Annotated in this window: 17 protein-coding genes and 1 pseudogene; 9 read left to right on the top strand and 9 right to left on the bottom strand. The window is 70.9% G+C overall.

Annotated elements, in window-relative coordinates:
* Positions 1-62: 62 nt before the first annotated feature.
* Both OSC27_RS06520 and OSC27_RS06525 read left to right on the top strand, forming a co-directional pair.
* Positions 63-1,427, top strand: a complete 1,365-nt coding sequence (locus OSC27_RS06520) for an MFS transporter (protein WP_267180645.1) — start codon at positions 63-65, stop codon at positions 1,425-1,427.
* Complete coding sequence (locus OSC27_RS06525; protein WP_267180646.1) at positions 1,417-2,913, top strand: pyridoxal phosphate-dependent decarboxylase family protein; 1,497 nt, start codon at positions 1,417-1,419, stop codon at positions 2,911-2,913. The genes OSC27_RS06520 and OSC27_RS06525 overlap by 11 nt, the downstream gene beginning before the upstream one ends.
* A gap of 163 nt (positions 2,914-3,076) precedes the next feature.
* On the opposite strand, the gene OSC27_RS06530 is transcribed toward OSC27_RS06525, so the two are convergent.
* The 3 genes from OSC27_RS06530 to OSC27_RS06540 form a co-directional block, all read right to left on the bottom strand.
* On the bottom strand, positions 3,077-4,264 hold the full coding sequence (locus OSC27_RS06530; RefSeq protein ID WP_267180647.1) for a P-loop NTPase: 1,188 nt from the start codon (positions 4,262-4,264) through the stop codon (positions 3,077-3,079).
* A gap of 75 nt (positions 4,265-4,339) precedes the next feature.
* A complete protein-coding gene (locus tag OSC27_RS06535) occupies positions 4,340-4,864 on the bottom strand; it encodes a DUF1003 domain-containing protein (protein WP_267180648.1) in 525 nt (174 codons plus the stop codon).
* Entirely contained in the window at positions 4,851-6,179 is a 1,329-nt protein-coding gene (locus OSC27_RS06540; RefSeq protein WP_267180649.1) for a magnesium transporter MgtE N-terminal domain-containing protein, read from the bottom strand. The genes OSC27_RS06535 and OSC27_RS06540 overlap by 14 nt, the downstream gene beginning before the upstream one ends.
* 83 nt (positions 6,180-6,262) lie before the next feature.
* Between OSC27_RS06540 and OSC27_RS06545 the strand changes: the two genes are divergently transcribed.
* Positions 6,263-6,949 carry a general stress protein gene (locus OSC27_RS06545; protein WP_267180650.1) on the top strand — a complete coding sequence of 229 codons (687 nt, stop codon included), beginning with the start codon at positions 6,263-6,265 and terminating at the stop codon, positions 6,947-6,949.
* A 381-nt stretch (positions 6,950-7,330) separates the two neighbouring features.
* Here OSC27_RS06545 and OSC27_RS06550 read toward each other — a convergent pair whose 3' ends face one another.
* A complete protein-coding gene (locus OSC27_RS06550) occupies positions 7,331-8,899 on the bottom strand; it encodes an aminopeptidase P family protein (RefSeq protein ID WP_267180651.1) in 1,569 nt (522 codons plus the stop codon).
* Between the two features lie 33 nt (positions 8,900-8,932).
* On the opposite strand from OSC27_RS06550, the gene OSC27_RS06555 reads away from it, so the two are divergent.
* The gene (locus OSC27_RS06555) at positions 8,933-9,802 is read left to right on the top strand and encodes a PHP domain-containing protein (RefSeq protein WP_267180652.1); all 870 of its coding nucleotides are present in this window, start codon (positions 8,933-8,935) and stop codon (positions 9,800-9,802) included.
* Between the two features lie 131 nt (positions 9,803-9,933).
* Here the strand turns inward: OSC27_RS06555 and OSC27_RS06560 are convergent, their stop codons facing one another.
* A complete protein-coding gene (locus OSC27_RS06560) occupies positions 9,934-11,403 on the bottom strand; it encodes a DEAD/DEAH box helicase (RefSeq protein WP_267180653.1) in 1,470 nt (489 codons plus the stop codon).
* 131 nt (positions 11,404-11,534) lie between these two features.
* Here OSC27_RS06560 and OSC27_RS06565 point away from each other — a divergent pair, with 131 nt between their 5' ends.
* Positions 11,535-12,251 carry a ferritin-like fold-containing protein gene (locus tag OSC27_RS06565; protein ID WP_267180654.1) on the top strand — a complete coding sequence of 239 codons (717 nt, stop codon included), beginning with the start codon at positions 11,535-11,537 and terminating at the stop codon, positions 12,249-12,251.
* 139 nt (positions 12,252-12,390) lie between these two features.
* On the opposite strand, the gene OSC27_RS06570 is transcribed toward OSC27_RS06565, so the two are convergent.
* Complete coding sequence (locus OSC27_RS06570) at positions 12,391-12,699, bottom strand: hypothetical protein (RefSeq protein ID WP_267180655.1); 309 nt, start codon at positions 12,697-12,699, stop codon at positions 12,391-12,393.
* A 14-nt stretch (positions 12,700-12,713) separates the two neighbouring features.
* Complete coding sequence (locus OSC27_RS06575) at positions 12,714-12,938, bottom strand: DUF3107 domain-containing protein (RefSeq protein WP_267180656.1); 225 nt, start codon at positions 12,936-12,938, stop codon at positions 12,714-12,716.
* Between the two features lie 164 nt (positions 12,939-13,102).
* Between OSC27_RS06575 and OSC27_RS06580 the strand changes: the two genes are divergently transcribed.
* Both OSC27_RS06580 and OSC27_RS06585 read left to right on the top strand, forming a co-directional pair.
* Positions 13,103-16,195, top strand: a complete 3,093-nt coding sequence (locus OSC27_RS06580; protein ID WP_267180657.1) for an ATP-dependent DNA helicase — start codon at positions 13,103-13,105, stop codon at positions 16,193-16,195.
* On the top strand, positions 16,179-19,364 hold the full coding sequence (locus OSC27_RS06585; protein WP_267180658.1) for an ATP-dependent DNA helicase: 3,186 nt from the start codon (positions 16,179-16,181) through the stop codon (positions 19,362-19,364). Before OSC27_RS06580 ends, OSC27_RS06585 begins: the two co-directional genes overlap by 17 nt.
* Positions 19,365-19,387: 23 nt before the next feature.
* On the opposite strand, the gene OSC27_RS06590 is transcribed toward OSC27_RS06585, so the two are convergent.
* Positions 19,388-20,470 carry a phosphotransferase gene (locus OSC27_RS06590; protein ID WP_267180659.1) on the bottom strand — a complete coding sequence of 361 codons (1,083 nt, stop codon included), beginning with the start codon at positions 20,468-20,470 and terminating at the stop codon, positions 19,388-19,390.
* 106 nt (positions 20,471-20,576) lie between these two features.
* Here OSC27_RS06590 and nudC point away from each other — a divergent pair, with 106 nt between their 5' ends.
* Together nudC and OSC27_RS06600 are read left to right on the top strand one after the other, a co-directional pair.
* Positions 20,577-21,563 carry an NAD(+) diphosphatase gene (nudC, locus tag OSC27_RS06595; RefSeq protein WP_267180660.1) on the top strand — a complete coding sequence of 329 codons (987 nt, stop codon included), beginning with the start codon at positions 20,577-20,579 and terminating at the stop codon, positions 21,561-21,563.
* Positions 21,560-23,275: an ATP-dependent helicase gene (locus tag OSC27_RS06600; RefSeq protein ID WP_267180661.1), complete on the top strand. Its 1,716-nt coding sequence runs from the start codon at positions 21,560-21,562 to the stop codon at positions 23,273-23,275. Before nudC ends, OSC27_RS06600 begins: the two co-directional genes overlap by 4 nt.
* On the opposite strand, the pseudogene OSC27_RS14460 reads toward OSC27_RS06600, so the two are convergent.
* A pseudogene (locus OSC27_RS14460) lies at positions 23,274-24,071 on the bottom strand (hypothetical protein); the annotation flags it as partial. The gene OSC27_RS06600 and the pseudogene OSC27_RS14460 overlap by 2 nt on opposite strands.
* Between the last annotated feature and the right edge of the window lie 33 nt (positions 24,072-24,104).

Raw genomic sequence — 24,104 nt, forward strand, 5'->3', positions numbered from 1 at the left:
CACCACGCCGCGGGGCGAGCAGACGTGGCATCGGTCGGGTCGGTGGGCGATAGGCTGCGGGCATGACCGCAACGGAGCGCTCACCAACCCGATCTCTGCCCGCGCGCACGGTGGTGCGCTACGCCGTCGGGTCTCTCGGCACGGGCGGCTTCTCCACCCTTCCCGGCCTTGTGCTCGTCTACTACCTGACCGACACGCTCGGCGTCGCGGCACTCGCGGCCGGCGTGCTCGTGACCGCGGCCAAGGTGTGGGACGTGGTGATCGACCCGGTCATCGGCGCGCTCAGCGATCGCGGCCTGGCGCGCCGAGGCACTCGCCGCACGGGCATGCTCATCGGATCCCTCGCGCTGCCGCTGTTCTTCATTCTCACGTTTGCGGTACCGGCGGGGACGGCTCCCGTGGCGGCGGGCCTGTGGGTACTGCTGGCCTTCCTCCTCACCGCCACCGCGTTCAGCCTGTTCCAGGTGCCGTACATTGCGCTGCCGGCCGAGCTCGCCGCCGGCTACGACCAGCGCACCCGACTGCTCACGTGGCGGGTCGTCGTGCTCACGCTGGCCATTCTGCTGTTCGGCGCGGGAGGGCCGGCGCTGCGCTCGCTTGGCGGTAACGGCTATGCGGGCTACCTGCTGATGGCCGTCGTCGCGGCGGTCGTGATCGCTCTCGGGCTCATGGTGTCGAGCTTCGTCGCGCCGGCAGGCGGCCCGGCCGCCTCGGCGACGGAGACCCCGCGTGCCTCTATCGCCGCGCACTATGCCGCCGGCATCCGTGCCCTTCGCGTGAGTCAGCCGTTCCGGGCGCTGCTCGCGGCGTTCCTGCTGCAGGGCCTCGCCACCGGGGTCATGCTCACGGGAGCCAATTACGTGGCGACCTACGTGCTGCATTCCGAGGATGCAGTGACCCTGCTCTTTGTGGCCCTCATCGGCCCGGCGCTACTCGTCACGCCGCTCTGGGGCGTCGTCTCGCGCCGCATCGGCAAGGAGCGCGGCTTTCTTGTCGCCAGTATTCTGTTCGGCATCGCCGCGCTGTCGATGGTGCTGTTGCTCTGGTGGCCCGGCGACTGGATCTACCTGCCGGTCGCGCTGGTCGGCGCGGGCTACGCAGGCATGCAGTCGCTGCCCATGGCCATGCTGCCCGACGTGATCTCGCACGACGCCAGGCGCAACGGGCCAGGCCGGGCCGGCATCTTCGGTGGCATGTGGACGGCGGGGGAGACCACCGGCATGGCGCTCGGCGCCACGGTGCTCACGCTCGTGCTCGCGATCTCGGGCTACCAGCAGCACACGGGCGGAGCGGCGATCGCGCAGTCACCCGCCGCGGTTGCCGGCATCATCGTCAGCTTCAGCATTGTTCCCGCCACCCTGCTTGGGCTCAGCCTGATTCCGCTGACCCGTTACCGACTGCGAAAGGCCGACATCGATGAAGACTGACCCGCGCGACGTGCTGCGGCGCCTGGATGACCTGCGTGCCGCGGACGCGCCCACCCACGGCGGCCACGTGCTCTCGTACGTGTACGACTCGGGGCTGGCCGAGCTCGACGAACTCGCGGCGGCGGCGATGCGCGCGGTGCAGAGCGTCAACGGGCTCGACCCCACGACGTTCACGTCGGTCGCCGTCATGGAGCGCGAGGTCGTCGGCTTCGCGCGCGAGCTGCTTGGCGGCGACGAGAACGTGGTCGGCACGGTCACGAGCGGCGGCACCGAGAGCTGTCTGCTCGCGGTGAAGACGGCGCGAGACGTGTGGCGGGCGGCGAATCCCGAGACTTCCGTTGCGCCGCGCCTCGTTGCTCCGGTGACGGTGCACGCCGCGTTCCGCAAGGCCGCGCACTACTTCGGGCTGAGGCTGGACCTCGCCGACGTGGATCCGGCGACGGGGGCGGTCGCCGCATCCGCGCTCAGTGAACGCCTCGGGCCGGATGTCGCGCTCGTCGTCGTCTCGGCGCCGTCGTACCCGTTCGCGGGGCTCGACCCCGTGGCCGAGGTGGCGGCGGCGTGCGCGGCGGCTGGTGTTGCCTGCCACGTCGACGCGTGTATCGGCGGCTGGGTACTGCCATTCTGGCCGGATGCGGCGCACCTGGCGCCGTGGGACTTTCGTGTGCCGGGTGTCAGCAGCATCAGCGCTGACGTGCACAAGTTCGGCTATGCGCCCAAGGGTGCGAGTGTGCTGCTGCAGCGCGGGCGTGACCGGCAGCGCGCGCAGTACTTCGCGACAACGGGCTGGCCGGGCTACCCGGTGGTGAACCCGACGATGCTGGGGTCGAAGTCGGCCGGACCACTCGCAGCGGCGTGGGCGATCATTCAGGCGCTGGGACACGAGGGGTTCGAGCAGCGGGCCTTCTCATGCGCGCGCTCGACCGCGGCGCTCGCCGAGACGATCGGCGCGATCGAAGGTTTGCGCGTGGTTGGGGCGCCCGTCGGGCCGCTGCTGGCCGTGGCGACGGATGAGGCGGTCGATGCGGCGCGTCGGGTCGACCCGCACCACTGGGCCGACCAGGCGCGCGCCGCCGGCTGGTACCTGCAGCAGCAGCCGGGGCTCGCGCAGGCGGACGGCACGCGGCTGCCCCGCACGACGCACCTGACGATCACGCCCGTGACCGAGCGTGTTCTCGGCGACCTCTCGGCGGCGCTGGTCCGTGCGGCGGACGACGTGCGCGGGGTGCCGCCGGTATCGGCGGAGAGCGTTCTAGGCGCCCTGCCCGCCGAGCTGCTTGGCGAGCTCACCCGAGCGGATGCGCCCCCGCTCGACGCGCAGAGCGCCTTCGCGGTGCTCACCCGGATCGGGCTCGTGGGAGAGGAGGGGGCCGGCGCACAGCCCGAGCGCATGGCGCCGTTCCTCGCCCTCATCGAGGCGCTGCCGCATGCGCTCACCGAGCGTCTGCTTACTGAGCTTCTGGCGCGCGCGGTCGAGCCCCGCTGACTGGCCCCGCACCGGCGAGCCCCCGCTGACCGGCCCTGCACCGAGCCCCGCCGACTGGCCCCGCCACCCAGCCCCGCTGACCGGCCCCGCCACCCATCGAATGGCCAAAAGTTGCCCCTATCCGCGCTGCTTAAGGGCACTTTTTGGCCGCTCACGTGGCCGATCAGGCCGGGGCCACGCCCAGGCGGCGCCCCGCGAGGTCGCGGCCGCGCGCCTCCAGGGCGTCGGCAACCGAGCGGATGGCAGCAGCCGCCGGGTCCTGCGGCGCCGAGAGCACGACCGGTTCGCCCGCGTCACCACCTGCGCGAAGCGCGACGCTGAGCGGAACCGAGGCGATGAGCGGCACGGGCGCATCCTGCCCGTCGGAAAGCCGGCGGGCTACCTCGGCGCCTCCGCCCGCGCCGAACAGCTCGAAGACGCTGCCGTCGTTCTGCGGCAGGCCCGCCATGTTCTCGATCACGCCGAGCACATGCTGGCCGGTCTGCCGGGCGACGATGCCGCTGCGTTCTGCGACGTCGGCGGCGGCGGGCTGCGGGGTCGTGACGACCACGACCTCGGCGTTCGGCAGCAGCTGGCCGATCGAGATGGCGACATCTCCCGTGCCCGGGGGCAGGTCGAGCAGCAGCACATCGAGGTCGCCGAAGTACACGTCGGTGAGGAACTGCGCGATCGTGCGGTGCAGCATCGGCCCCCGCCATGCCACGGCCTGCGCGCCGCCCGAGCCCGTCGACGTGTCGATGAACATGCCGATCGAGATGACCTTCACGCCGAACGCCACGGGCGGCAGGATCATGTCGTCGACCCGCGTCGGCTTCGCCGTGCCCTCAGGCCCGGAGAGCCCGAGCAGCCCGGGGATCGAGAACCCGTGCACGTCGGCGTCGATGAGGCCGACCGACAGGCCGCGCGAGGCCAGCTCGACCGCGAGGTTGGCCGTGATCGTCGACTTGCCCACGCCGCCCTTGCCACTCGTGATCGTGAAGACGCGCGTGAGCGTTCCGGGCCCGAACGGCATGACGCGCTCGCGGCCGCCGCGCAGGCGCTCGGTGAGGGCGGCGCGCTGCTCGCGGGTCATGACGCCTACCTCGACCGTCACATCGGTGATTCCTGGCACGGATGCTGCCGCTTCGCGCACATCCCGCTCGATGGCGCGCGCGGCGGGGCAGCCTACGATAGTCAGGCGGATGCCGACCGTTGCGTAGCCGCCGGGCGAGACCGCGATGTCGCCGACCATGTCGAGCTCGGTGATGGGGCGGCGGATCTCTGGGTCGATGACGCGGGCGAGGGCGGTGCGGATGGCGTCGGGGGAGGGCGGCGGGGTTTCGAGACGGCCTTCGGCCTCCTCAACCCGCATGGTGCTCATCCTCTCGCTGCGGGGTTTCGAGACGGCCTTCGGCCTCCTCAACCCGCATGGGGGCCGCCGTTTTCCTCAACCCGCATGGGGCCCGTCTTCCACCTTCTTGTCACGGTCGAGCTCCTCGAGCAGCGCGCGCAACTCGGCCCTGATGAAGTCCTTCGAGGCGACATCCTGCATCGCCAGCCTCAGCGCCACGACCTCACGGGCAAGGTACTCGGTGTCAGAGAGGTTGCGCTCGGCGCGCTGCCGGTCCTGCTCGATCTGCACGCGGTCGCGGTCGTCCTGCCGGTTCTGCGCGAGCAGGATGAGCGGGGCAGCGTATGAGGCCTGCAGCGAGAGCACGAGCGTCAGCGCGATGAAGCCGTAGTCGGCGGAGTCGAAGCGCAAGCCCGTCGGCGCCATGACGTTCCAGCTGATCCACAGAACGCAGAACAGCGTGAGGAACAGCAGGAACCAGGGCGTGCCCATGGCGCGCGCGATCCACTCGGTGAAGCGCCCGAATCGGTCGCTCTCACCGCGGTTGCGGCGGGCGATGACAGTGGTGCGCAGGCCCTTCGGCGCGTCGAGTCGCGACTCGGCCTTGCTAGCTCGTGCCATGTCCGACCCTCCGTCCGTTCACTATCGGAATACTGCCTGTTCCTGCCTTGAGCCGGGCGGACTGGCGCGCCTGCGCGTCGTCGCCCTCCTGATTTCGCCAATCGTCTGGCAGCAGATAGTCGAGGATGTCGTCAATGGTCACCACCCCGACAAGCCGATGGTTGTCGTCGACGACCGGCACGGAGACCAGGTCGTAGCTTGCGAGGATGCGACTCACCTCGGCCGCCGACGTGTCGGCGGTGACCGGGTCGAGGCTGGAGTCGATGAGCGTGCCGAGCCTCTCGTGCGGCGGGTAGCGCAGCATCCGCTGAAAATGCACCATGCCGAGGAAGCGACCCGTGGGCGGCTCGTACGGCGGCAGCGTCACGCAGACGGCGGCGCCGAGTGCGGGCGCGAGCTCGTGGCGCCGGATGAGCGCGAGGCCCTCGGCGACGGTCGCGTCGGCCGAGACGATGATGGGCTCGGTGGTCATGAGGCCGCCGGCGGTGTTGGGGGCGTAGGCGAGGAGGAAGCGCACGTCCTCTGCCTCTTTCGGCTCCATGAGCTCGAGCAGGTGCTCGCCGCGCTCCTCGGGCAGCTGCGCGATGAGGTCGGCAGCGTCATCCGGCTGCATCTGGTCGAGCACGTCGGCGGCGCGGTCGTCGCCCAGCTGCGTGAGGATCTGCATCTGCTCGCGCTCGGGCATCTCCTCGAGCACATCGGCGAGGCGGTCGTCGGGCAGCTCACCCGCGACCTCGAGCATGCGGCGCTCGGGCAGGTCGCGCAGTGTGTTCGCGAGGTCGGCGGGCTTCAGCTCGGAGTACGTCGCGATGAGCTGCTCGGCCGACTGTGCCTGGCCGCGCTCGGCCTTCTCGCGCACCTGCTCCCAGAAGACGAACGCGGTGGCGCCCTTGGCGAACGGCGAGGCGCTCGTCTTCGGCCGGCGCACGAACAGCTGGCCGATCGCCCACTCGCCGTGCCGGGACTGCTCGATGGCCACGTCTTCGATCGTCGCCCGGCCGGAGCCGTCGGCGAAAACGACCGTGCGCCCCAGCATCTCGGCGATGATGCGCACCTCGCCGCCGCGCTGCTCGAAGCGGCGAACGTTGATGAGACCGGTCGTGATGATCTGCCCGGCGCCGATGCTGGTCACGCGCCCGATCGAGACGAACACGCGGCGCTTTCCCGGGATCTCGACGATGAGACCGACCACGCGGGGCGGGTCGCTCTTGCGGTAGACCACGAGAACGTCGCGCACCTTGCCCACGCGGTCGCCCGCGGGGTCGAAGACGATGCACCCGGCGAGCCGGGCGGCGAAGACTCTGGTGGCACTCACAGTACTAACTTAGGCCCTCGCGCGGCCGCATCCCTGCCTCGCCGCGGCGGCAGGATTCAGGCGTCGATGGGAGAATGGCGAGTATGAGCAATCAGAGTCCGTTCGGCGGTCGCGGCCGTGTGCCCCTGCCCTCCCTGCCGAAAGGCGAGGCAGTCGCGACGTATGAAACGTACGTCGAGGCACAGCAGGCCGTGGACGTGCTCGCGCGGGCCGACTTCCCCGTCAACAAGCTCTCGATCGTGGGCAGCAACCTGAAGACGGTCGAGCGTGTCACCGGCAAGCTCACCTGGGGTCGCGTGGCGCTCGCGGGCGCGGCATCCGGCGCCTGGCTCGGGATCTTCTTCGGGCTCCTCCTCGTCATCTTCTCGCCCACCACGAACATGGGTTTCATCTTCGCGGCCGTGCTCATCGGCGCCGGCTTCGGCATGCTCTTCGGCCTCGTCTCCTACGCCATCAATCGGCGCAGGCGAGACTTCACCTCGATGACGCAGGTGCTCGCCAGCCGGTACGAGGTCATCGTGAGCCCTGATCTCGTCAACCGAGCCCGCAACATTCTCGGTACGGATGCCGCTGGCGTAGCGCCAGCGGGTTACGCGGCGTCGGCGAATTCGTCAGACCCACCACGGCCGCCCGACCGCTCGGCGGGGCAGGGCGACCCGGGCGCTGAGGCTGACGCGGGGCAGGACTCTGGATCCGAGTCGGAGCCGAGGCCGAACACCGGCGCATCGTCGCGCGACGAGCCCCCGCGCTACGGCGAGCGCAGCGAGTAGCCCGCCGCTCTGCTCTGCTCTGCTCGGGTCGGGTCGGGCTACGCCACGCCAGCCGTGCTCGAATCGGCCCACGGTACGCCAGCCGCGCTCGAGGCGGGCCAGATCGTGGGTTCCTTCGTGGAGAACCCGCAATATGCCCCGACTCGGAGCAGCGGGCCGCGCACCGACCTGTTCCGCTTTGCTCGAGGCGGGCCAGATCGTGGGTTTCCTTCGTGGAGGACCCGCAATATGCCCCGACTCGCAGGCGGAGCGCAGCCGGCGGAGCGCAGCGAGTAGAGCGCAGCCGGCGGAGCGCAGCGAGTAGAGCGCAGCCGACGAAGCGCCGGCGAGCACGACCGGGAGCCGCCCCGCTACGGCGAGCGCAGCGAGTAGCGCCCCGCCTCAGGCGAGGCGCGCCATCCATGCCTCAACGTCTTCTGCGGTGCGGGGGATATCGCCCGACAGGCGCTCGGCGCCGTCGGCCGTGACGAGCACGTCGTCCTCGATGCGCACCCCGATGCCGCGGAACTTCTCGGGCACCGTGAGGTCGTCCGGCTGGAAGTACAGGCCAGGCTCGATCGTGAAGACCATGCCCGCCTCCACCACGCCGTCGAGGTACATCTCGCGCCGCGCCTGGGCGCAGTCGTGCACGTCGAGCCCCAGGTGGTGGCTCGTGCCGTGCACCATGTAGCGGCGGTGGTGCTGGTTGTCGGCCTCGAGCGCCTGCTCGGCCGTGACTGGTAGCAGCCCCCACTCGGCCGTGCGCTTCGCGATGACCTCCATGGCCGTCGCGTGCACGTCGCGAAAGCGGATGCCGGGCTTCACGATCGCGAACGCGGCGTCCGCGGCCTCGCGTACCGCCTCATACACGAGGAACTGCGTCTCGGTGAAGCGCCCGCCGACGGGCAGCATGCGCGTGATGTCTGCGGTGTAGTAGCTCTCGGCCTCCACGCCGGCGTCGATGAGAATGAGGTCGCCGGGCACGACCGGCCCGTCGTTGCGGGTCCAGTGCAGAATGCAGGCGTGGGGGCCGCTTGCCGCGATCGTGTCGTAGCCCACCGCGTTGCCGTCGGCACGCGCCCGGGCGTTGAACACGCCCTCGACCACGCGCTCGCCGCGCTCGTGCTGCGTGATGTTCGCCATCGACGCGATGATGTCGTCGAACCCCCTGGCGGTCGCCTCGACGGCGAGCCGCAGCTGGCCGATCTCGTAGTCGTCCTTCACGAGGCGCAACTCGGAGAGGTCGCGCGCCAGCTGATCGTCGGGGGCGGCACCCTGCCGCCGCTCGTCGACCTCGCGGGTGAGCGCGGCATCCGCTTCTCGCACAATGAGCGTGTCGGCATCGGCCGCGGCCACGACATCGTCGACCTCGGCGATGCCGCGCGTGGCGAGCGCGAGGTCGGCGGCGACCTGCGCGAGCGACGGGCGCGGGCCGATCCAGAACTCGCCGATCTCAGGGTTGGCGTAGAACTCGTCCGAGTCGCGGCCGGCGCGCTCCCGGAAGTACAGGGTTGCCTCGTGGCCGTCACCCGTGGGCTCGAGCACGAGAACGCTGCCGGGCTCGGAATCCGAGCCCCAGCCGGTGAGCCAGGCGAACGCGGCGTGCGCGCGGAACGGGTAGTCGGTGTCGTTCGAGCGCTGCTTGAGCGAGCCGGCCGGCACGATCAGCCGCTTGCCGGGGTACATCGATGAGAGCTTCTGGCGGCGGGTGGCGGCGTACGGCGCCTGCTCGCGGGCGGCCGGCAGCGCGTCGTCGCGGGGCGCCCATCCGCTGCCGATGTACTCTTTGAAGCCCTCGGAGCCGGGCGTGGTCGACCGGTTCGAAGTCGCGCGCGGCTCGGGAGCGTCGCCGTGCGCCTGGCTTCCGTTCGCCTGCGCAGCGGATGTCTCGGGGTGGCTGCCCTCGGCGGGAGCATCGGCGCCGCCGGTCGCCGCCGACGAACTGACTCTGGTCTCGGTGTTCGTTGCCATGCCTCCAGTCTCCCACCCCTCTACGATGAGAGCATGGCTGAGCTGCGGGCGTTCGCTGGTCCCATCGACCTGCACACGCACTCGGCGGTCTCAGACGGCACCGAGACGCCCGGCGACCTCGTGCGATCGGCGGCGCGCTCCGGTCTCGGCACGGTGGCGCTGACCGATCACGACACGACGGCAGGCTGGGGAGACGGCGCGAGCGCGGCTCGCGACGCATCCGTCACGTTCATCGGCGGCATGGAGCTGTCGACCCGCATGGGCCACGCCAGCGTGCACATGCTCGGCTACCTCTTCGACCCGGCGGATGCCGCACTGGCCGCGGAGACCGAGCGAATCAGGCGGGCTCGCCGCGAGCGCGCCCAGGCGATGGTGGAAATAATCGGCCGCGATTACGACCTGAGCTGGGACGACGTGCTCGCCCAGACGATCGAGGGCGGCACCGTCGGCCGACCGCACATCGCGGATGCGCTGGTGGCCCGCGGACACGCGCCGGATCGCAGTGCGGCGTTCGCCGGGATCCTGCACTGGCGAAGCGGCTACTACGTGCCGCACTACGCACCGGACCCGCTGACGGGGGTGCGGCTGATCCGGGCGGCGGGTGGTGTGCCCGTGCTCGCGCACCCGGCGACGGGGCCGCTCGAGCGCATCGTGCCGGAGGCGACGCTCGCGCGGCTCGTCGACGCCGGGCTGTTCGGGCTGGAGATCGAGCACCGGCTGAACACGCCCGCGGGCAAGGAGAGGCTGCGCGAACTTGCGGCCCGCTTCGGCCTCGCCGTCACCGGATCGAGCGACTATCACGGGCAGGGCAAGCCGAACCTGCTCGGCGAGAACACGACGGTGCCCGCCGTGCTCGAGCGCATCATCGCCGAGGCCACGGGCAGCGCGCCGATCTACGCGTAGCGCCTGCCCGCGATGCGGGCCCCGGAGCCGCGAAGCGGCGTCTCGAAACCCCGGCCGGTACCAGTAGGGCCTGCCCGCGATGCGGGCCCCGGAGCCGCGAAGCGGCGTCTCGAAACCTACGTGGAGCAGGCTCAGCCGACGGCGGGCGTCGAGCCGCCGCCCGAGCGGCGACGCGTGCGACTGCGGCGGCGCGGCGCGCTGTTGCCGTCGTGGTGACCGCCACCCTGGCCGTCGTGCGTTCCTGTCGCGGCGCCGGATGCGGCATCCGCTTCGGTGCGGTTCTGGTTCTGGCCGCCTCGGCTGCGCGTGCGTGACCGGCCGCCACCCGAGCCGCTGCCGCCGCGGGCGCCTCGGTCGCCGGAGCCGCCTCGCGAGCCGCGCTCGCTCGAGGAGCCGTGCGCATCCGCTGTTCTGCTGGTGGGGCGCAGGCGGCCCTTCGTGCCCTCGGGGATGTCGAGGTCGGTGAAGAGGTGCGGGCTCGACGAGTACGTCTCGGTCGGCTCGGGCTGGCCGAAGTCGAGGGCGCGGTTGATGAGGGCCCACTTGTGCAGGTCGTCCCAGTCGACGAAGGTCACGGCGACGCCGGTCTTGCCTGCGCGGCCGGTGCGGCCCACGCGGTGCAGGTACGCCTTCTCGTCTTCGGGGATGGTGTGGTTGATGACGTGAGTGACGTCGAGCACGTCGATGCCGCGGGCGGCGACGTCGGTGGCGATGAGGATGTCTTTCTTGCCCGCCTTGAACGCCGCCATGGCGCGCTCGCGCTGCTCCTGGCTGAGGTCGCCGTGCACGGCGGCGGCGTTGAACCCGCGGTCGTTCAGCTCTTCCACGAGCTTGGCGGCGGCGCGCTTGGTGCGCGTGAAGATGACGGTCTTGCCGCGGCCCTCGGCCTGCAGGATGCGCGCGATCACCTCGTCTTTGTCAAGCGAGTGCGCGCGGTAGACGATGTGCTTGATGTTGGCCTGCGTGAGACCCTCGTCGGGGTCGGAGGCGCGGATGTGGATGGGCTTGTTCATGAAGCGGCGCGCGAGGGCCACGATGGGGCCTGGCATCGTCGCGGAGAACAGCATGGTGTGGCGGTTCGCGGGGGTCTGCGCGAACAGCTTCTCGATGTCAGAGAGGAAGCCGAGGTCGAGCATCTTGTCGGCCTCATCGAGCACCATCTCGCGCACGTTCGCGAGCGAGAGCAGGCGCTGGCCGGCGAGGTCGAGAAGGCGGCCCGGCGTGCCGACGACGATCTGCGCACCGGCCTTGATCTGCTCGATCTGGCCTTCGTAGGCCTTGCCGCCGTAGATGGAGACGATGCGTGTGCCGCGGTTCGAGGCCGCGAGCTCGAGGTCTTCTGAGACCTGCACGCAGAGTTCGCGCGTCGGCACGACGACGAGGGCTTTGACGCCGGGCTCTGGGTCGGTTCCGAGGCGCTGGATGAGGGGGAGGCCGAAGCCGAAGGTCTTGCCCGTGCCGGTCTTGGCCTGACCGATGATGTCCTGCCCGCTGAGCGCGAGGGGGATCGTCTGGGTCTGGATGGGGAACGGTTCGAGAATGCCTTTGGCTGCGAGTGCGTCGACCATGTCCTGGTCGATCGAGAGATCGGTGAATGTCACGTTATGAATGCCCGTCGATAAGGGGAAAAGAGTTCTACGCCCCGTCGTTTCGCACAGGCGTAGGGCCGTCGATCCAACGCCGGCGGCGAGACAAGCCTAGTTCACGCGCCCCGCCGCATACACTTGCCTACGTGGCTTCCTGGTTCTCTCGTCGTCGTGCACCCGTCGTCGTGCCCCGGCTGAAGCCGCGCGGAGAGCAGGCCCCGTCGACCCGTGTCGACCTCGGCGAACTGACCCCGGAGCTGCTGCCATACCTCGGTTTCAGCGCGCGTCTGCAGCTGCTCGCGTTCGAGTCGCTCTCGTCGATCGTCTCGGGCGTGTCGGACCTCGCCGTCAAGGCCGCGGTCAGCGAGGCGGCGGGCGCGGCCCTCGTGCGACATCAGGGGCTCGCGGCGGAGATCCGGCGCAGAGACGACGACCCGGTGGAGGTCATGCGGCCCTTTGCTGAGCCTGTAGAGCGGTACGGCCGGGTGATCCGCGGAGAGGGCTGGACCGAGGCCCTGCTCGGCGCCTACGTGGGGTTCGGGCTGCTCGACGACTTCTTCATCCGCCTCGCCGAGGGGCTTCCGGGCGACTTCGGCCCGCGTGCCGCGCGGCTGCTTGCCCTGGATTCGGGCGAGGAGGCCATCGCCGAGGTGCTGCGCCAGGCCATCGCCGAAGACGAGCCGCTCGCCTCGGTGCTGGCCATGTGGGGCAGGAGGCTCGTCGGCGACACCCTGCTGCTCGCCCGCTCTGTGCTGCATCACACGGGAGATCACGCCGAGCACGAGGAGAACATCGAGCCGGTTCTCACCGAGCTCATCGCGGCGCACACGCGGCGAATGGATGCGCTCGGCCTGACCGCCTGAGCGGCTGCGGGTTGAGGAGCAGCCGACGGCTGCGTGAGCGGCTGCGGGTTGAGGAGCAGCCAACGGCTGCGTGAGCGGCTGCGGGTTGAGGAGCAGCCAACGGCTGCGTCTCGAAACCCGGCCCCGAGCGACGCCCGCCTCAGTCCCGCGCGGCCACGCCCGTCTTCGTCAGGGTCGCGAGCCGCTCCTGGTCCCAGCGCCGCCTCGACATGACCAGTCCCAGGTCAACCGCGAACGTGACCAGCGCCGTAGCGAGAAGCGTGATCCACCAGATCCATCCGCCGTCCCATTTCATGCCGAGCCAGGTGAGGGCCTCCCAGAACACGGCCGCGACGGCCGCTCCGAGTGCGGGAACGAGCACACTGCCATGCGTGTTCCGCCCGGGCAGGAAGTACCTCGCGGCGAGGCCGATGATGGCGCCGCCGAGAACGACGAACATCAGTTCCATGGGTCTGCCGTCGCTCAGCCGACGAAGCCGATGCGGCGCGATTCCTCGCTGCCCAGTTCGATATATGCGAGGTTCGCGGTCGGCACCAGGTAGACGCTGCCCTTGCTGTCGGTCAGGCGGATGTGCGACGCCCCGCCGTCGAGTGCGGCCGTCACCGCGCTCGTGATCTCGTCGGTGGACTGGCTGCTCTCGAAGCTGAGCTCGCGGGGGGCGTTCAGAATACCGATGCGGATTTCCACCTGTCGTACCTTCCATTGGCCTGTGCAGAAGGGCCGAGGCGATATCCCCGGCCTGCTCGATCAGGTTACGACACAAGCCGCGGGCCAGAGGCATCGTTCTCTCTCGGCGGACTCCTGCGCGCTTCTGCCTGCCGATGTCGGAGGCGGCGGATACCGTTGCAGCCATGATCCCCGATGACGCTCAGGCGACCGTGCTTGCGCTCGCCGACGGCGAATCCGCCGTGGTCATCGGCGCGCCCGGCACCGGCAAGACGTCGACCCTCATCGAGCTCGTCGCCGACCGCATCCTGCGGCGTGGTTACGACCCCTCGTCCGTCCTCGCGCTGACGACGACACGTTCGACGGCCACCGCGCTGCGCGACGCGCTCGCCACGCGCGTCGGTCGGCCAACCAGCGGGCCTCTGGCGCGAACGGTCAACTCCATCGCGTTCGAGATCGTGCGCCACGCCGCCGCCCTGACGGGTGCCCCGGCGCCGCGCCTACTCACCGGCGGCGAACAAGACAGTGATGTCGCACAGCTGCTCGAAGGGCAGATCGACGACGGAACGGGGCCACAGTGGCCGCCTCTGCTTGAGCCTCAGGTGCGGCGCCTTCGAGGCTTCCGCACCGAGCTGCGCGAGCTCATGATGCGTGCCACGGAGTACGGCGTTTCGCCGGAGCGGCTGCGGCAGCTGGGCGCGCAGCACGGTCGGCCGGAGTGGGAGGCCGCGGCATCCTTCATCTCGGAATATCTCGAGGTCGTCTCCAGCTCACGACCGGGCCAGCTCGACTCAGCAGAACTCGTGCAGTTCGCGATCGCCGCGCTCGAGCGGGGCGACGTCTCTGAGACGGTCGCGTCGCTGCGGCTCGTGGTCGTCGACGACCTGCAGGAGGCCACGGCCTCGACGGTCGGGCTGCTGAGGGCGCTCGCGGCGCGCGGCGTGGCGATCGTGGCGTTCGGCGATCCGGATGTCGCAGCGAACGCGTTCCGCGGCGGCGAACCCGACGTGCTGGGCCGCCTCGGAAACGCGCTCGGGCTGCCCCGGCTTGCGACGCTGACGCTCTCGAGCGCGCACCGGCAACGGCCGGAGTTGCGGCAGTTGACGCGGGTGGTGACCGAGCGCATCGGGACGGCGGGCGCGGTGGGCCACCGAGCGGCACTGGCGCCGGCGGGCTCGACCGACGACGAGCTTCCGCCCATCGTGCGCATCGAGGCGGCGACCCCGAGCAGGCAGTGGGCGGCAGTGGCCCGGCGGCTCCGCGAGCACCACCTGCTCGGTGCCATGCCGTGGCGGCGCATGGCGGTGATCGTGCGCAGCGGCGCCCAGGTGCCCGCTGCCGCGCGCGCTCTTGCGCTCGCCGACGTACCCACGCGGGTCGCCGTCGGCGGCACCGCCCTGCGCGACGACCACGCTGCGCGGGCGCTGCTGAACCTCGTCGACATCGGAACGGGCCGAAGCTCGCTCACGCCCGAGGCCGCGAGCGAGCTGCTTCTCGGCCCGTTCGGCGGCCTCGACCGGCTCACCCTGCGGCGGCTGCGGCTCGCACTGCGTGCCGAGGAGCTGGCGGGCGACGGCAACCGCTCATCCGATGAACTGCTTGTGGAGGCACTCTCGGCGCCCGGACACCTCGCGACCATCGACCATCGGGTCGCGCGCAATGCCGCCAGGCTGGGTGAGACGCTCGCGGAGCTGCGGGAAGCGAGCGCGAAGGGCTCCACCATCGAAGAGCTGCTGTGGCTCGCGTGGGAACGGGCAGGCCGGCCCGGCTCGCGTCGCGAGCAGGCGCTCGGCACGGGCATCGTTGCAGCCGAGGCGAATCGCGACCTCGACGGCATCGTCGCGCTGTTCACCGCGGCCAAGCGCTTTGTCGAGCGAGAGCCGTCGTCGCCGGCCCAGGTGTTCCTCGAGGCGGTGCTCGACGCGGAAGTGCCGGAGGACACCCTGTCGCCGACCGCGGCCGCCGACTCGGTGCTCGTCACCACGCCGTCCGGCGCGATCGGCCTCGAGGTCGACGTCGTGGTGGTCGCCAGCGTGCAGGAGGGCATCTGGCCCAACCTTCGCCTGCGCGGTTCGCTGCTATACCCGCAGCAGCTCGTGCGCGTCGTCACGGGTCTCGCCGACGTCACGCTCGACGAACGTCGCGACGTGCTCGCCGACGAGCTGCGCATGTTCGCCCTCGCGCTCTCGCGGGCCCGCCGACAGGTGATCGTCTCAGCGGTCGCCAACGACGATGAAGCCGCAAGTGTGTTCTTCGCCCTGCTGCCCGCATCCGCCGTGCAGGCGGATGCCGCGGTGCCGGTCCCGCTCACACTGCGCGGCCTCACGGGGCGGCTGCGGCGGGAGATCACGAGCCTCGAGCGGTCATCGGCGCAGAGAGCGGCGGCGGCATCCGCTCTGGCCACCCTCGCGGCGGCCGAGGTACCGGGCGCCGACCCGGCCCAGTGGCACGGCCTGCTGGAGCCCTCGACGGCCGAGCCGCTCTTCGATGACGACGAGCAGGTGCCGGTCTCGCCCTCGAAGCTTGAGGCGTTCGAGCAGTCGCCGCTCGACTGGTTCATCGAGTCGATCGCGGGCTCGAACCCCAGCCCGGCCATGGGAATCGGCACGATCGTGCACTGGGCCATGGAGACGGCGACAGACACCGATGTCGACGCCATCTGGCAGGCCATCGAGGGGCGGTGGCAAGAGCTGCTTTTCGAGGCGCCGTGGCTCGCCGAACGGCAGAAGCGGGCGACCCGCATCCTGGCGGTGGGGGTGGCCGAGTACCTCGCCGACTTCCGGCGCGACGGCAAGGCGCTCGTGGGCGCCGAGAGCCGCTTCGAACTCACGATCGACCGGGCGACGCTGCGGGGCTCCATCGACCGGGTCGAGCGCGCCGCCGACGGCTCGGTTGTGATCGTCGACCTGAAGACCGGCATGCCCATCACGAACCAGCAGCAGATCGACGAACACCCGCAGCTGGGCGCATACCAGCTCGCCTACGCCGAGGGGGTGCTCGACGAGTTCCTCGCCGAGCTGGGCGAGCATCGGCCCGGCGGCGCCAAGCTGCTCTACGTCAAGAAGGGCGTGCGCGGCAAGGCGTATCGCGAGGGCGTTCAGGCGGCGCTCGGCGAGGAGCGCCTCGAGGGGTTCCGCACACGAATCCGTCAGGCTGCCATCGGCATGGCGGCGGCGGCCTTCGACGGCGTCGTGGAGCTGAACGCGTTCAACGCGGGCGATGTCGCCCGGCGCAGACTGCACAGGGTGAGGGCGGTGACCAGTGATCGGCGCGGATGAAATAGCGGATGCGCTTGGCCGCCCCCGGCCGACGCCCCAGCAGCGCGCGGTGATCGAGGCGCCCCTCGAGCCGGCGCTCGTCGTCGCGGGCGCGGGCAGCGGCAAGACCGAGACGATGGCGAACCGCGTGCTGTGGCTGCTTGCGAACGGGCACGTTAAGCCCGGCGAGATCACCGGTCTCACCTTCACACGCAAGGCGGCGGGCGAGCTCGCCGCGCGCATCCGCGAGCGCATCGCGCAGCTGTCGGCGGTCGGCCTTGTCGCAGAAGACCTCGATCCGTTCGACCCGCCGCAGGTCGGCACATACAACGCCTTCGCCAACGCCATCTATCGCGACAACGCCATCCTGCTCGGCCGCGAGAGCGACGGCGCGGTGCTCGGCGAAGCCTCTGCGTGGCAGCTGGCCAGGCGCATCGTCGTCGCGAGCACCGACGAACGCCTGCCGTTGCTCGATCGCAGCGTCGACGTCGTCACGAAGGCCGTGCTCTCGCTCAGTCACGAACTCAGCGAGAACGTGGCAGACCCCGAGGCCGTGCAGCGCATGGCGGAGTCGTTCGCGGCTCTGGCGGAGCTGCCGCCGGGCGGTTCGGGAGCGTATGCAGATGTCGCCGCGCTCGCCTCGACTCTCGGCGCGCTCCCGGTGCTCGTCGACCTTGCCGAGAGGTTCCGCGACGAGAAGCTGCGGCGCGGCTTCGTGGAGTACTCGGACCAGGTGGCGCTCGCCCTGACCATCGTGCGCACCGTGCCGCGCGTGGCCGAGGAGCTGCGGGCGCGCTGCCGCGTCGTGCTGCTCGACGAGTACCAGGACACCTCGGTCGTGCAGACCTGGCTGCTCTCCGAGCTATTCGCCGGCCAGGCGGTGATGGCGGTGGGCGACCCCAACCAGTCCATTTATGGATGGCGCGGCGCGAGCGCCGCGAACCTCGAGCAGTTCGCCGCGCAGTTCGCGTCGGGCAGCGCCAGGGAATTCGCGCTCACGACCAGCTGGCGCAACGGGCACGACGTGCTGAGGGTCGCCAACGCCATCGTCGAACCGCTCGCCGCCGTCACCCGGGTTGCCGTCGCCGGCCTCGAGCCGAGCCCGACCGCGAGCGCCGTGCCGGTTGAGGTGGGCTTCCATGAGACGGTGCTCGCCGAAGCCGACTCCGCCGCCCGGTGGCTGAAGCAGAAGATGGCGCGGCCTGCTGGCGTTCTCGAAGCCCCCACCGGAGCCATGCTGTTCCGTACCCGCAGCACGCAGGGTGTGTTCATCGAGGCGTTGAAGCGCCACGACGTCCCGTTCCACGTGCTCGGCATCGGCGGCCTGCTCGCGCAGCCCGAGATCGCCGACCTCGTCTGCGCGCTCTCGGTCGTGAGCGACCCCACCGCGGGAAGCGAGCTCATCCGCCTGCTCGCCGGTCCGCGCTGGCGCATCGGCGTGCGCGACCTGCGCGCCCTCGCCCGGGTGGCCTCGTGGCTGCGCGACCGGGACTGGGCGCAACGCCCTCTCGACGAGGGGGTGCGTGAACGGCTGCGGGCATCCGTCGCCGAGGGTGAGGGCGGCTCCATCGTCGACGCTCTCGACTTCGTCGCGCACGCCCCCGACGGCCACACGCAGCTCGCGACCTTCAGCGACGCGGGCCGTGAGCGTCTTCGCGAGGCGGGGCTACTGTTCGCCGAGCTGCGCGCACGATCTGGCCTCGATCTGCTCGACTTCGTGACCCTGGTCGAGCAGGAGTTGATGCTCGACATCGAGGCGCTCGCCAACGAGACGGCCGGTCTGGGAGGGGCAGCCATGGAGGCGTTCTACGACGCGCTTGGCGACTACCTCTCGGTCAGCGAGAACGCCGGTCTCGGCGGTTTCCTCGGCTGGCTGCGCGAGGCGGAATGGCGCGACGGGCTCGCGCCGAGACCAGAAGATCCCGAGCCGGGGACCGTGCAGCTGCTCACCATCCACGGCGCGAAGGGCCTCGAGTGGGATCACGTGGTCGTGCCGCGGCTGGTGGAAGGCGAGCTGCCCGGCACCCCGCGCGAGGGCTCCGGCGGGTGGCTGACCTTCGGCACCCTGCCGTACGAGTTCCGCGGAGACGCCGCCGAGCTGCCCGCACTCGCCTGGCGCGGCGCGCATACGCGCAAAGAGGTGAAGGACGCGGTGGCCGTCTTCAAAGACGCCGTGCGCGCGCGGCACGACCTCGAGGAGCGCCGACTCGCGTATGTCGCGGTCACCCGGGCGCGGCACTCGCTGCTCGTCACCGGGTCGTTCTGGGCGAGCCAGACAAAGCCCCGCCGCCCCAGCAGGTTTCTCGCCGAGCTGGCGGAATCCGGCATCATCGCCCCGCTGCCCGAGGCGAGCGTCGACGACGAGAACCCCCTCGGCGACGACGTCGAGATGCTGCGCTGGCCGCTCGATCCGCTCGGCTCGCGCCGCGCCGCCGTCGAGCGCGCGGCCGACGAGGTGCGGCATGCGGTGGCGGGTCAGGGCGGCGCCTGGCAGCGCGACGTCGACCTGCTGCTCGAAGAGCGGCGGCAGCGGATGCGCCCTGCCGCCACCGTCAGCCTTCCCGTGCGCGTACCCGCCTCCCGCTTCAAGGACTACGTGCACGATCCGGCCGAGGTGGCCGCATCACTGCGCCGCCCCATGCCAGAGCGCCCGTACCGCGCGACCCGGCTCGGAACGCTGTTCCACAGCTGGGTCGAGCAGCGTTCCGGCGCGGGGGCGGGCCCCGACGGATTGCTCGACGCGAGCGAGGCCCTGGACGCCTGGGCGACCGAGCGCGACGACGGCGGCATGCTCGTCGAGCAGCACGAGGCGCAGCGTCTCGACGAGCTGAAGGCCACGTTCGAACGGTCCCGCTGGGCGGAGCTGAAGCCCGTCGAGGTGGAACGCGAGATCCATCTGCCGTTCGCCGACCGCATCGTCATCTGCAAGATCGACGCCGTCTACGCCGAGAACGGGCGCTACCAGGTCGTTGACTGGAAGACGGGAAAGGCACCGACCGACGCCGCCGACCTGGAGCGCCGGCAGCTTCAGCTCGCCCTCTACCGCCTCGCATACTCCCGCTGGGCGGGCATCGACTCCAGCCTGATCGACGCGTACTTCTACTTCGTCAGCGACGACACCGTCATCGAGCCGACGAGAGTATTCGATGAGGATGAGCTGCTGCGGCTGTGGCAGGGTGCCATGGCCTGACGCGCCGCGTCACGCGCGAGACCTCAGTCCTCGTCGTCGGCCTGATACTCGGGCTCGCTGCGCTCCTCCACGGGCTTCATGCCGCCAGCGTGACCGTAGTCGTCCGCGCCGCGGTCGCCCGGTGTGCTGCGCAGCAGGGCCTCCACGTCGGAGACCGCCATGACCGGCCCCGTCTCGGTGGAAAGCGGGGCAGCCTGAGAGCCGTGCACCTGGTCGACGAGCCCATCCATCATCTCGACCGCGTCGTCGACGATGGACTGGTCGTGCGTCTCTCGCCCGTGCAGCAGCCAGCGGGCCACCTCAAGCTCGGCGTAGAGCATGGCGCGCTGCGTGAAGTGCCGATCAGTCGACACCTGGCGCGCGGCGGCATAGGCCTCAAGCGCCGCGTCCGCAGCGTCGGACGACATGGCGAGAATCCAGTGCAGATCACGGGCCGGGTCGCCGACACGCAGCGCCGACCAGCCGAGCACACCCGTCACGGTCGCGCCCTCGACCAGGAGTGAGTCGGCCGTCAGGGCGCCGTTGATCACCGTGGGCTGGAACTGCCAGCTGGCGTCGTCTGCCGCCGCCTCACGCCAGCGGTCCCGGAGCCCCGTCGGAACATGCCCGGTCGAGACGGCCGCCTCGATGAGCGAAAGCGTCGACGAATGGCACTCGGCGGCGCTGAGCGACGGCAGCCCGGCCTCGGCAATGAACGCCGTCGGCAGCCGGTGCACCGCCGCGAGAGCGCGCCCGACCGACGCGGCGAGACCGTCGTCGACCGTGATGTCATCCACCGAGACGTGCCGACCGTGCAGGAACTCGTACACGAGCGCACGCGTGCCGCCGATCGGCGTCTGCCCCAGGTACGTCGGCACGTCGAACGGCAGCCTGCCGCGCACCCCCGTCGTCAGCGCACGCAGCGCGACGAGGTCGGCGCTCTGCTCGGTCTCCGCCGCCTGGGTCGTGGGAATGCGGATCAGGTACTCGGCACCATCCCGGCTCGTGAGGAGCGCGGAATCGTAGTCACCGGCCCCCGAATTGCTGAAGCTGCGGGCGCCGGCAACGTCGAGGCCGGCGACGGCCGAAGTGGCCAACGCGGCTAGAGTGAGATGGGATCTGGCCATGACCTCTAGGTTAGGTCGACACCGGCCGCCCCATGCCGTTCGCCACGCCTGACCGCGCCCCTCGTGCACAATCGGTCGCCAGGCCGCTCGAAACGAAAGGTCGTCGATGGGCGCTCTGCCTCACCCCGGTCTCAGCCTCGCGTATCCGGCGCTCGACCGCGACGGCCAGAGCCGCAGCCATCCCGACCTCTTCGACGAGCTGTGGTCAGACGAGAGCACCCGCATCCTTCCGCTCTGGCAGGGCAGGGCGCTGCTGCGCGACGGCGAAGCCGCCTCCGACGGCGACGGCGCCCTCGGCGACAACCTTCGGCTCGACCTGCGCCGGGTCGACGACGTCACCAGCGCCCTGACCCGCGTCTACCTCGGCCGCACACGAGGCGTCCCGGGGGATGAACCAGCGGGCGCCCCCATCGTCGTCTCCACGCTGACGGATGCCGCGGCACGCGAACTCGAACCCGACGAGAGCCGCTGGGCCGGCCTGCGCGATGCCGCACCCCGCCTCAGCGCCCGCGACGCCGGAATCTTCGTGGAGGCGCTCGCCATCGTCAACTGGCACATCGCCAACACGCACTGCTCGCGCTGCGGCATGCCGACCGTGGTCGAGCAGGGCGGGTGGGTGCGCCGCTGCTTCCAGGACGACGCCCTGCACTTTCCCCGCACCGACGCGGCCGTGATCGTGGCCGTCACCGACGACGACGACCGGCTGCTGCTCGGCTCCAACCTCATGTGGGAATCCGACCGCTTCTCGCTGCTCGCCGGGTTCGTGGAGCCGGGCGAGTCGTTCGAGGCGGCCGCGGTGCGGGAGATCGGCGAGGAGGCCGGCATCCGTCTCACCGATGTGGCCTACGAGGCCTCGCAACCGTGGCCGTTCCCCGCCTCGATCATGGTGGGCATGCATGCCTCGCTCGCCTCTGGGCAGACGGATGCCGACCTGCGCCCCGACGGAGAGGAAATCCGGGAGCTGCGGTTCTTCAGCCGCGCCGACCTGTGGGCCGCGCGCGAGAGCGTGCGCCTGCCTGGCACGGCATCGATCGCGCACGCCCTCATCGAGGGCTGGTACGGTGGCCCGCTCGACGCCCCGCCGGCGCCATGATCGGCAGTGACGGCCTGCTCGCGGCGCTCGACGAGCAGCAACGCGTCGCCGCCGAGACGCTCGTGGGGCCGGTGTGCATTCTCGCCGGCGCCGGAACGGGCAAGACGCGCGCCATCACGCACCGCATCGCGTACGGTGTGGCGAGCGGCGCATACGCGCCCGGCCGTGTCATGGCCCTCACCTTCACGACGCGTGCCGCATCCGAGCTGCGTGGCCGGCTGCACGCACTCGGCGCGGCAGGCGTGGCGGCGCGCACGTTCCACGCCGCCGCGCTCAGCCAGCTGAACTTCTTCTGGCCCCAGGTCGTGGGTGGCCAGCCGCCGGCCATTCTGGGTGGCAAGGCCCGGTTGCTCGGGCACGCTGCCGAACGGCTGAAGCTCAAGGTCGACACCGCAACCCTGCGCGACCTCGCGGCCGAGATCGAGTGGCGCAAGGTCTCCGCGCTCAGCATCGAGGGGTACGCCGCCCGCGCCGCGAGCCGGCCCACCCCGAAGGCGCTGTCGGCGGAGCAGGTTCTCGCGCTGCTGCAGACGTACGAAGACCTCAAGGACGAGCGCAGGCAGTTCGACTTCGAAGACGTGCTGCTCGCCTGCGCCGGCATGATCGAGTGCGAGCCCCAGATCGCCATGCAGGTGCGTGAGCAGTACCGATTCTTCATCGTTGACGAGTATCAGGATGTCTCGCCGCTGCAGCAGCAGCTGCTCGATCTGTGGCTCGGCGGCCGCCGTGACCTGTGCGTCGTCGGGGATGCCAGCCAGACCATCTATTCGTTCGCGGGCGCGCGCAGCGAATACCTGCTCGACTTCGAACGGCGGTATCAGGACGCCAGCGTCGTGCGCCTCGAGCACAATTACCGTTCGAGCCCGCAGATCGTCGAGACGGCCAACCGGCTCATGCGGGGCAGGGCCGGCGCCCTCACGCTGCACGCACGCGCCGACGAGGCGTACCAGGGGCCGGAGCCGCGCATCCGCTCGTATGCGAGTGATATCGCCGAGGCGCGCGGCGTCGCCCAGTCGGTCCTCGGCGAGCTGGAGGCCGGGGTGCCTCCCGAACAGATTGCGGTGCTGTACCGCGTCAACGTGCAGTCTGCGGCCCTCGAGTCCGCGCTCAGCGAGGCGGGCGTGAGCTACCAGATTCGCGGCGCCACGCGGTTCTTCGACCTGCCCGAGGTGCGCCAGGCGATTCTCACGCTGCGGGCCGCCTCGGTCTCGATCTCGGGCGAGCCCCTGTTCAAGTCGGTCAGCGACGTGCTGCGCTCGCTCGGCTGGGCGCAGCAACCGCCCGAGACGCGCGGTGCCGTGCGCGAGCGGTGGGATTCCCTCAACGCCATCATGGGCCTCGTCGACGAGGCCAGGCCCGGCACGACCTTCCGCGAGTTCACCGACGAGTTGCTGCGGCGGCAGGCGGCGCAGCACGAGCCGACGCTCGCCGCCGTCACGCTCGCGACGCTGCACTCCGCGAAGGGCCTCGAATGGGATGCCGTGCACATTCTCGGCCTCAGCGAGGGCCTCGTGCCGATCAGCTACGCCACGAGCTTCGAGCAGATCGACGAGGAGCGGCGCCTGCTCTACGTTGGCATCACCAGAGCACGACGTCTGCTGTCTCTGAGCTGGGCGGAGCAGGCGCAGCGCGGCGGCTCCCGAGCACCGTCACGTTTTCTGGCAGAGCTCGACAAGCGCAGGCCGGGTGCTCCCGGTGTCGCTGCACGCTGACGCTGCCGTCCTCCACATCGATCGCGACGCTTGCCGCGTGCAGGGTACGCTCGCTACCGTCTGCCGCGACCTCGCGCACGGCGCGCACCACCCGCGCCGCGACCTCGGCGAGAACCTCCGCGGCCGTCTCTGGCGCTCGGCGTCGCAGCAGTTGCGCCGCCATCGCCGGCCAGGAGGGGTCGGCATCGGTCTTGGCGAGGTCGAGGCAGTAGAGGCACGGCCCGTCGCCGGGCGTCACGAGCGGGCCGACGCGCGCCAGCCGGTCGCCGATCACCACGGCGACATGCGGCACATCGCGCCGAAGCCACGCGCCGTACCGGGTGGGGGAGATCGCATAATCGCCCACGAGAACCGCCAGATCGACGGATGCCTCGGCCGCGTCCCCGGCGACGGCCACGACCCGATGCCCGCATCTCCGCAGCATCCCGGCGATGGCGTCGGCCGCCGGCCCGTCACCGTCGATCGCCACACTCAGGGCGTTCTCGTGCACGGGAGTCGACGGCTCGCGGCTGCCCGCTACGCGCAGCGGAAGCCGGCGGCCGAGCCCCGTCGCATCCTCGAGGAGCACGGGCGCGAGCGCGGCGATCAGAGCGTCGATCTCGGCGTCTGCTGCTCCGGCGGTGCGGCCGAGCATGGTGAGCCCGGCACGTGTGACCCCGGCGAGCAGCGCGGCGACCATCCGTTCCTGGGCGTTGGAGACGTCGAGGAGTCGCACGGCGGGGCGGTCGACGCCGAACTGCAGTTCGTGCGGCGTGCGCCACACGTGGGGAACGCGGGGATCGATGCGCAGGACCATGCAGGCATGATGCCCGAAAACGGGGTGAGGCCG

This window comes from Microbacterium sp. STN6, assembly GCF_026410545.1.
Lineage (GTDB): Bacteria > Actinomycetota > Actinomycetes > Actinomycetales > Microbacteriaceae > Root112D2.

Excerpts from the sequence above, each read along its gene's own strand:
- nudC (WP_267180660.1), top strand. The coding sequence starts at position 20,577 with ATGGGCGCTCTGCCTCACCCCGGTCTCAGCCTCGCGTATCCGGCGCTC.
- OSC27_RS06555 (WP_267180652.1), top strand. The coding sequence starts at position 8,933 with ATGGCTGAGCTGCGGGCGTTCGCTGGTCCCATCGACCTGCACACGCAC.
- OSC27_RS06590 (WP_267180659.1), bottom strand. The coding sequence starts at position 20,470 with ATGGCCAGATCCCATCTCACTCTAGCCGCGTTGGCCACTTCGGCCGTC.
- OSC27_RS06580 (WP_267180657.1), top strand. The coding sequence starts at position 13,103 with ATGATCCCCGATGACGCTCAGGCGACCGTGCTTGCGCTCGCCGACGGC.
- OSC27_RS06550 (WP_267180651.1), bottom strand. The coding sequence starts at position 8,899 with ATGGCAACGAACACCGAGACCAGAGTCAGTTCGTCGGCGGCGACCGGC.
- OSC27_RS06525 (WP_267180646.1), top strand. The coding sequence starts at position 1,417 with ATGAAGACTGACCCGCGCGACGTGCTGCGGCGCCTGGATGACCTGCGT.
- OSC27_RS06520 (WP_267180645.1), top strand. The coding sequence starts at position 63 with ATGACCGCAACGGAGCGCTCACCAACCCGATCTCTGCCCGCGCGCACG.
- OSC27_RS06570 (WP_267180655.1), bottom strand. The coding sequence starts at position 12,699 with ATGGAACTGATGTTCGTCGTTCTCGGCGGCGCCATCATCGGCCTCGCC.
- OSC27_RS06535 (WP_267180648.1), bottom strand. The coding sequence starts at position 4,864 with ATGGCACGAGCTAGCAAGGCCGAGTCGCGACTCGACGCGCCGAAGGGC.
- OSC27_RS06530 (WP_267180647.1), bottom strand. The coding sequence starts at position 4,264 with ATGCGGGTTGAGGAGGCCGAAGGCCGTCTCGAAACCCCGCCGCCCTCC.
- OSC27_RS06600 (WP_267180661.1), top strand. The coding sequence starts at position 21,560 with ATGATCGGCAGTGACGGCCTGCTCGCGGCGCTCGACGAGCAGCAACGC.
- OSC27_RS06545 (WP_267180650.1), top strand. The coding sequence starts at position 6,263 with ATGAGCAATCAGAGTCCGTTCGGCGGTCGCGGCCGTGTGCCCCTGCCC.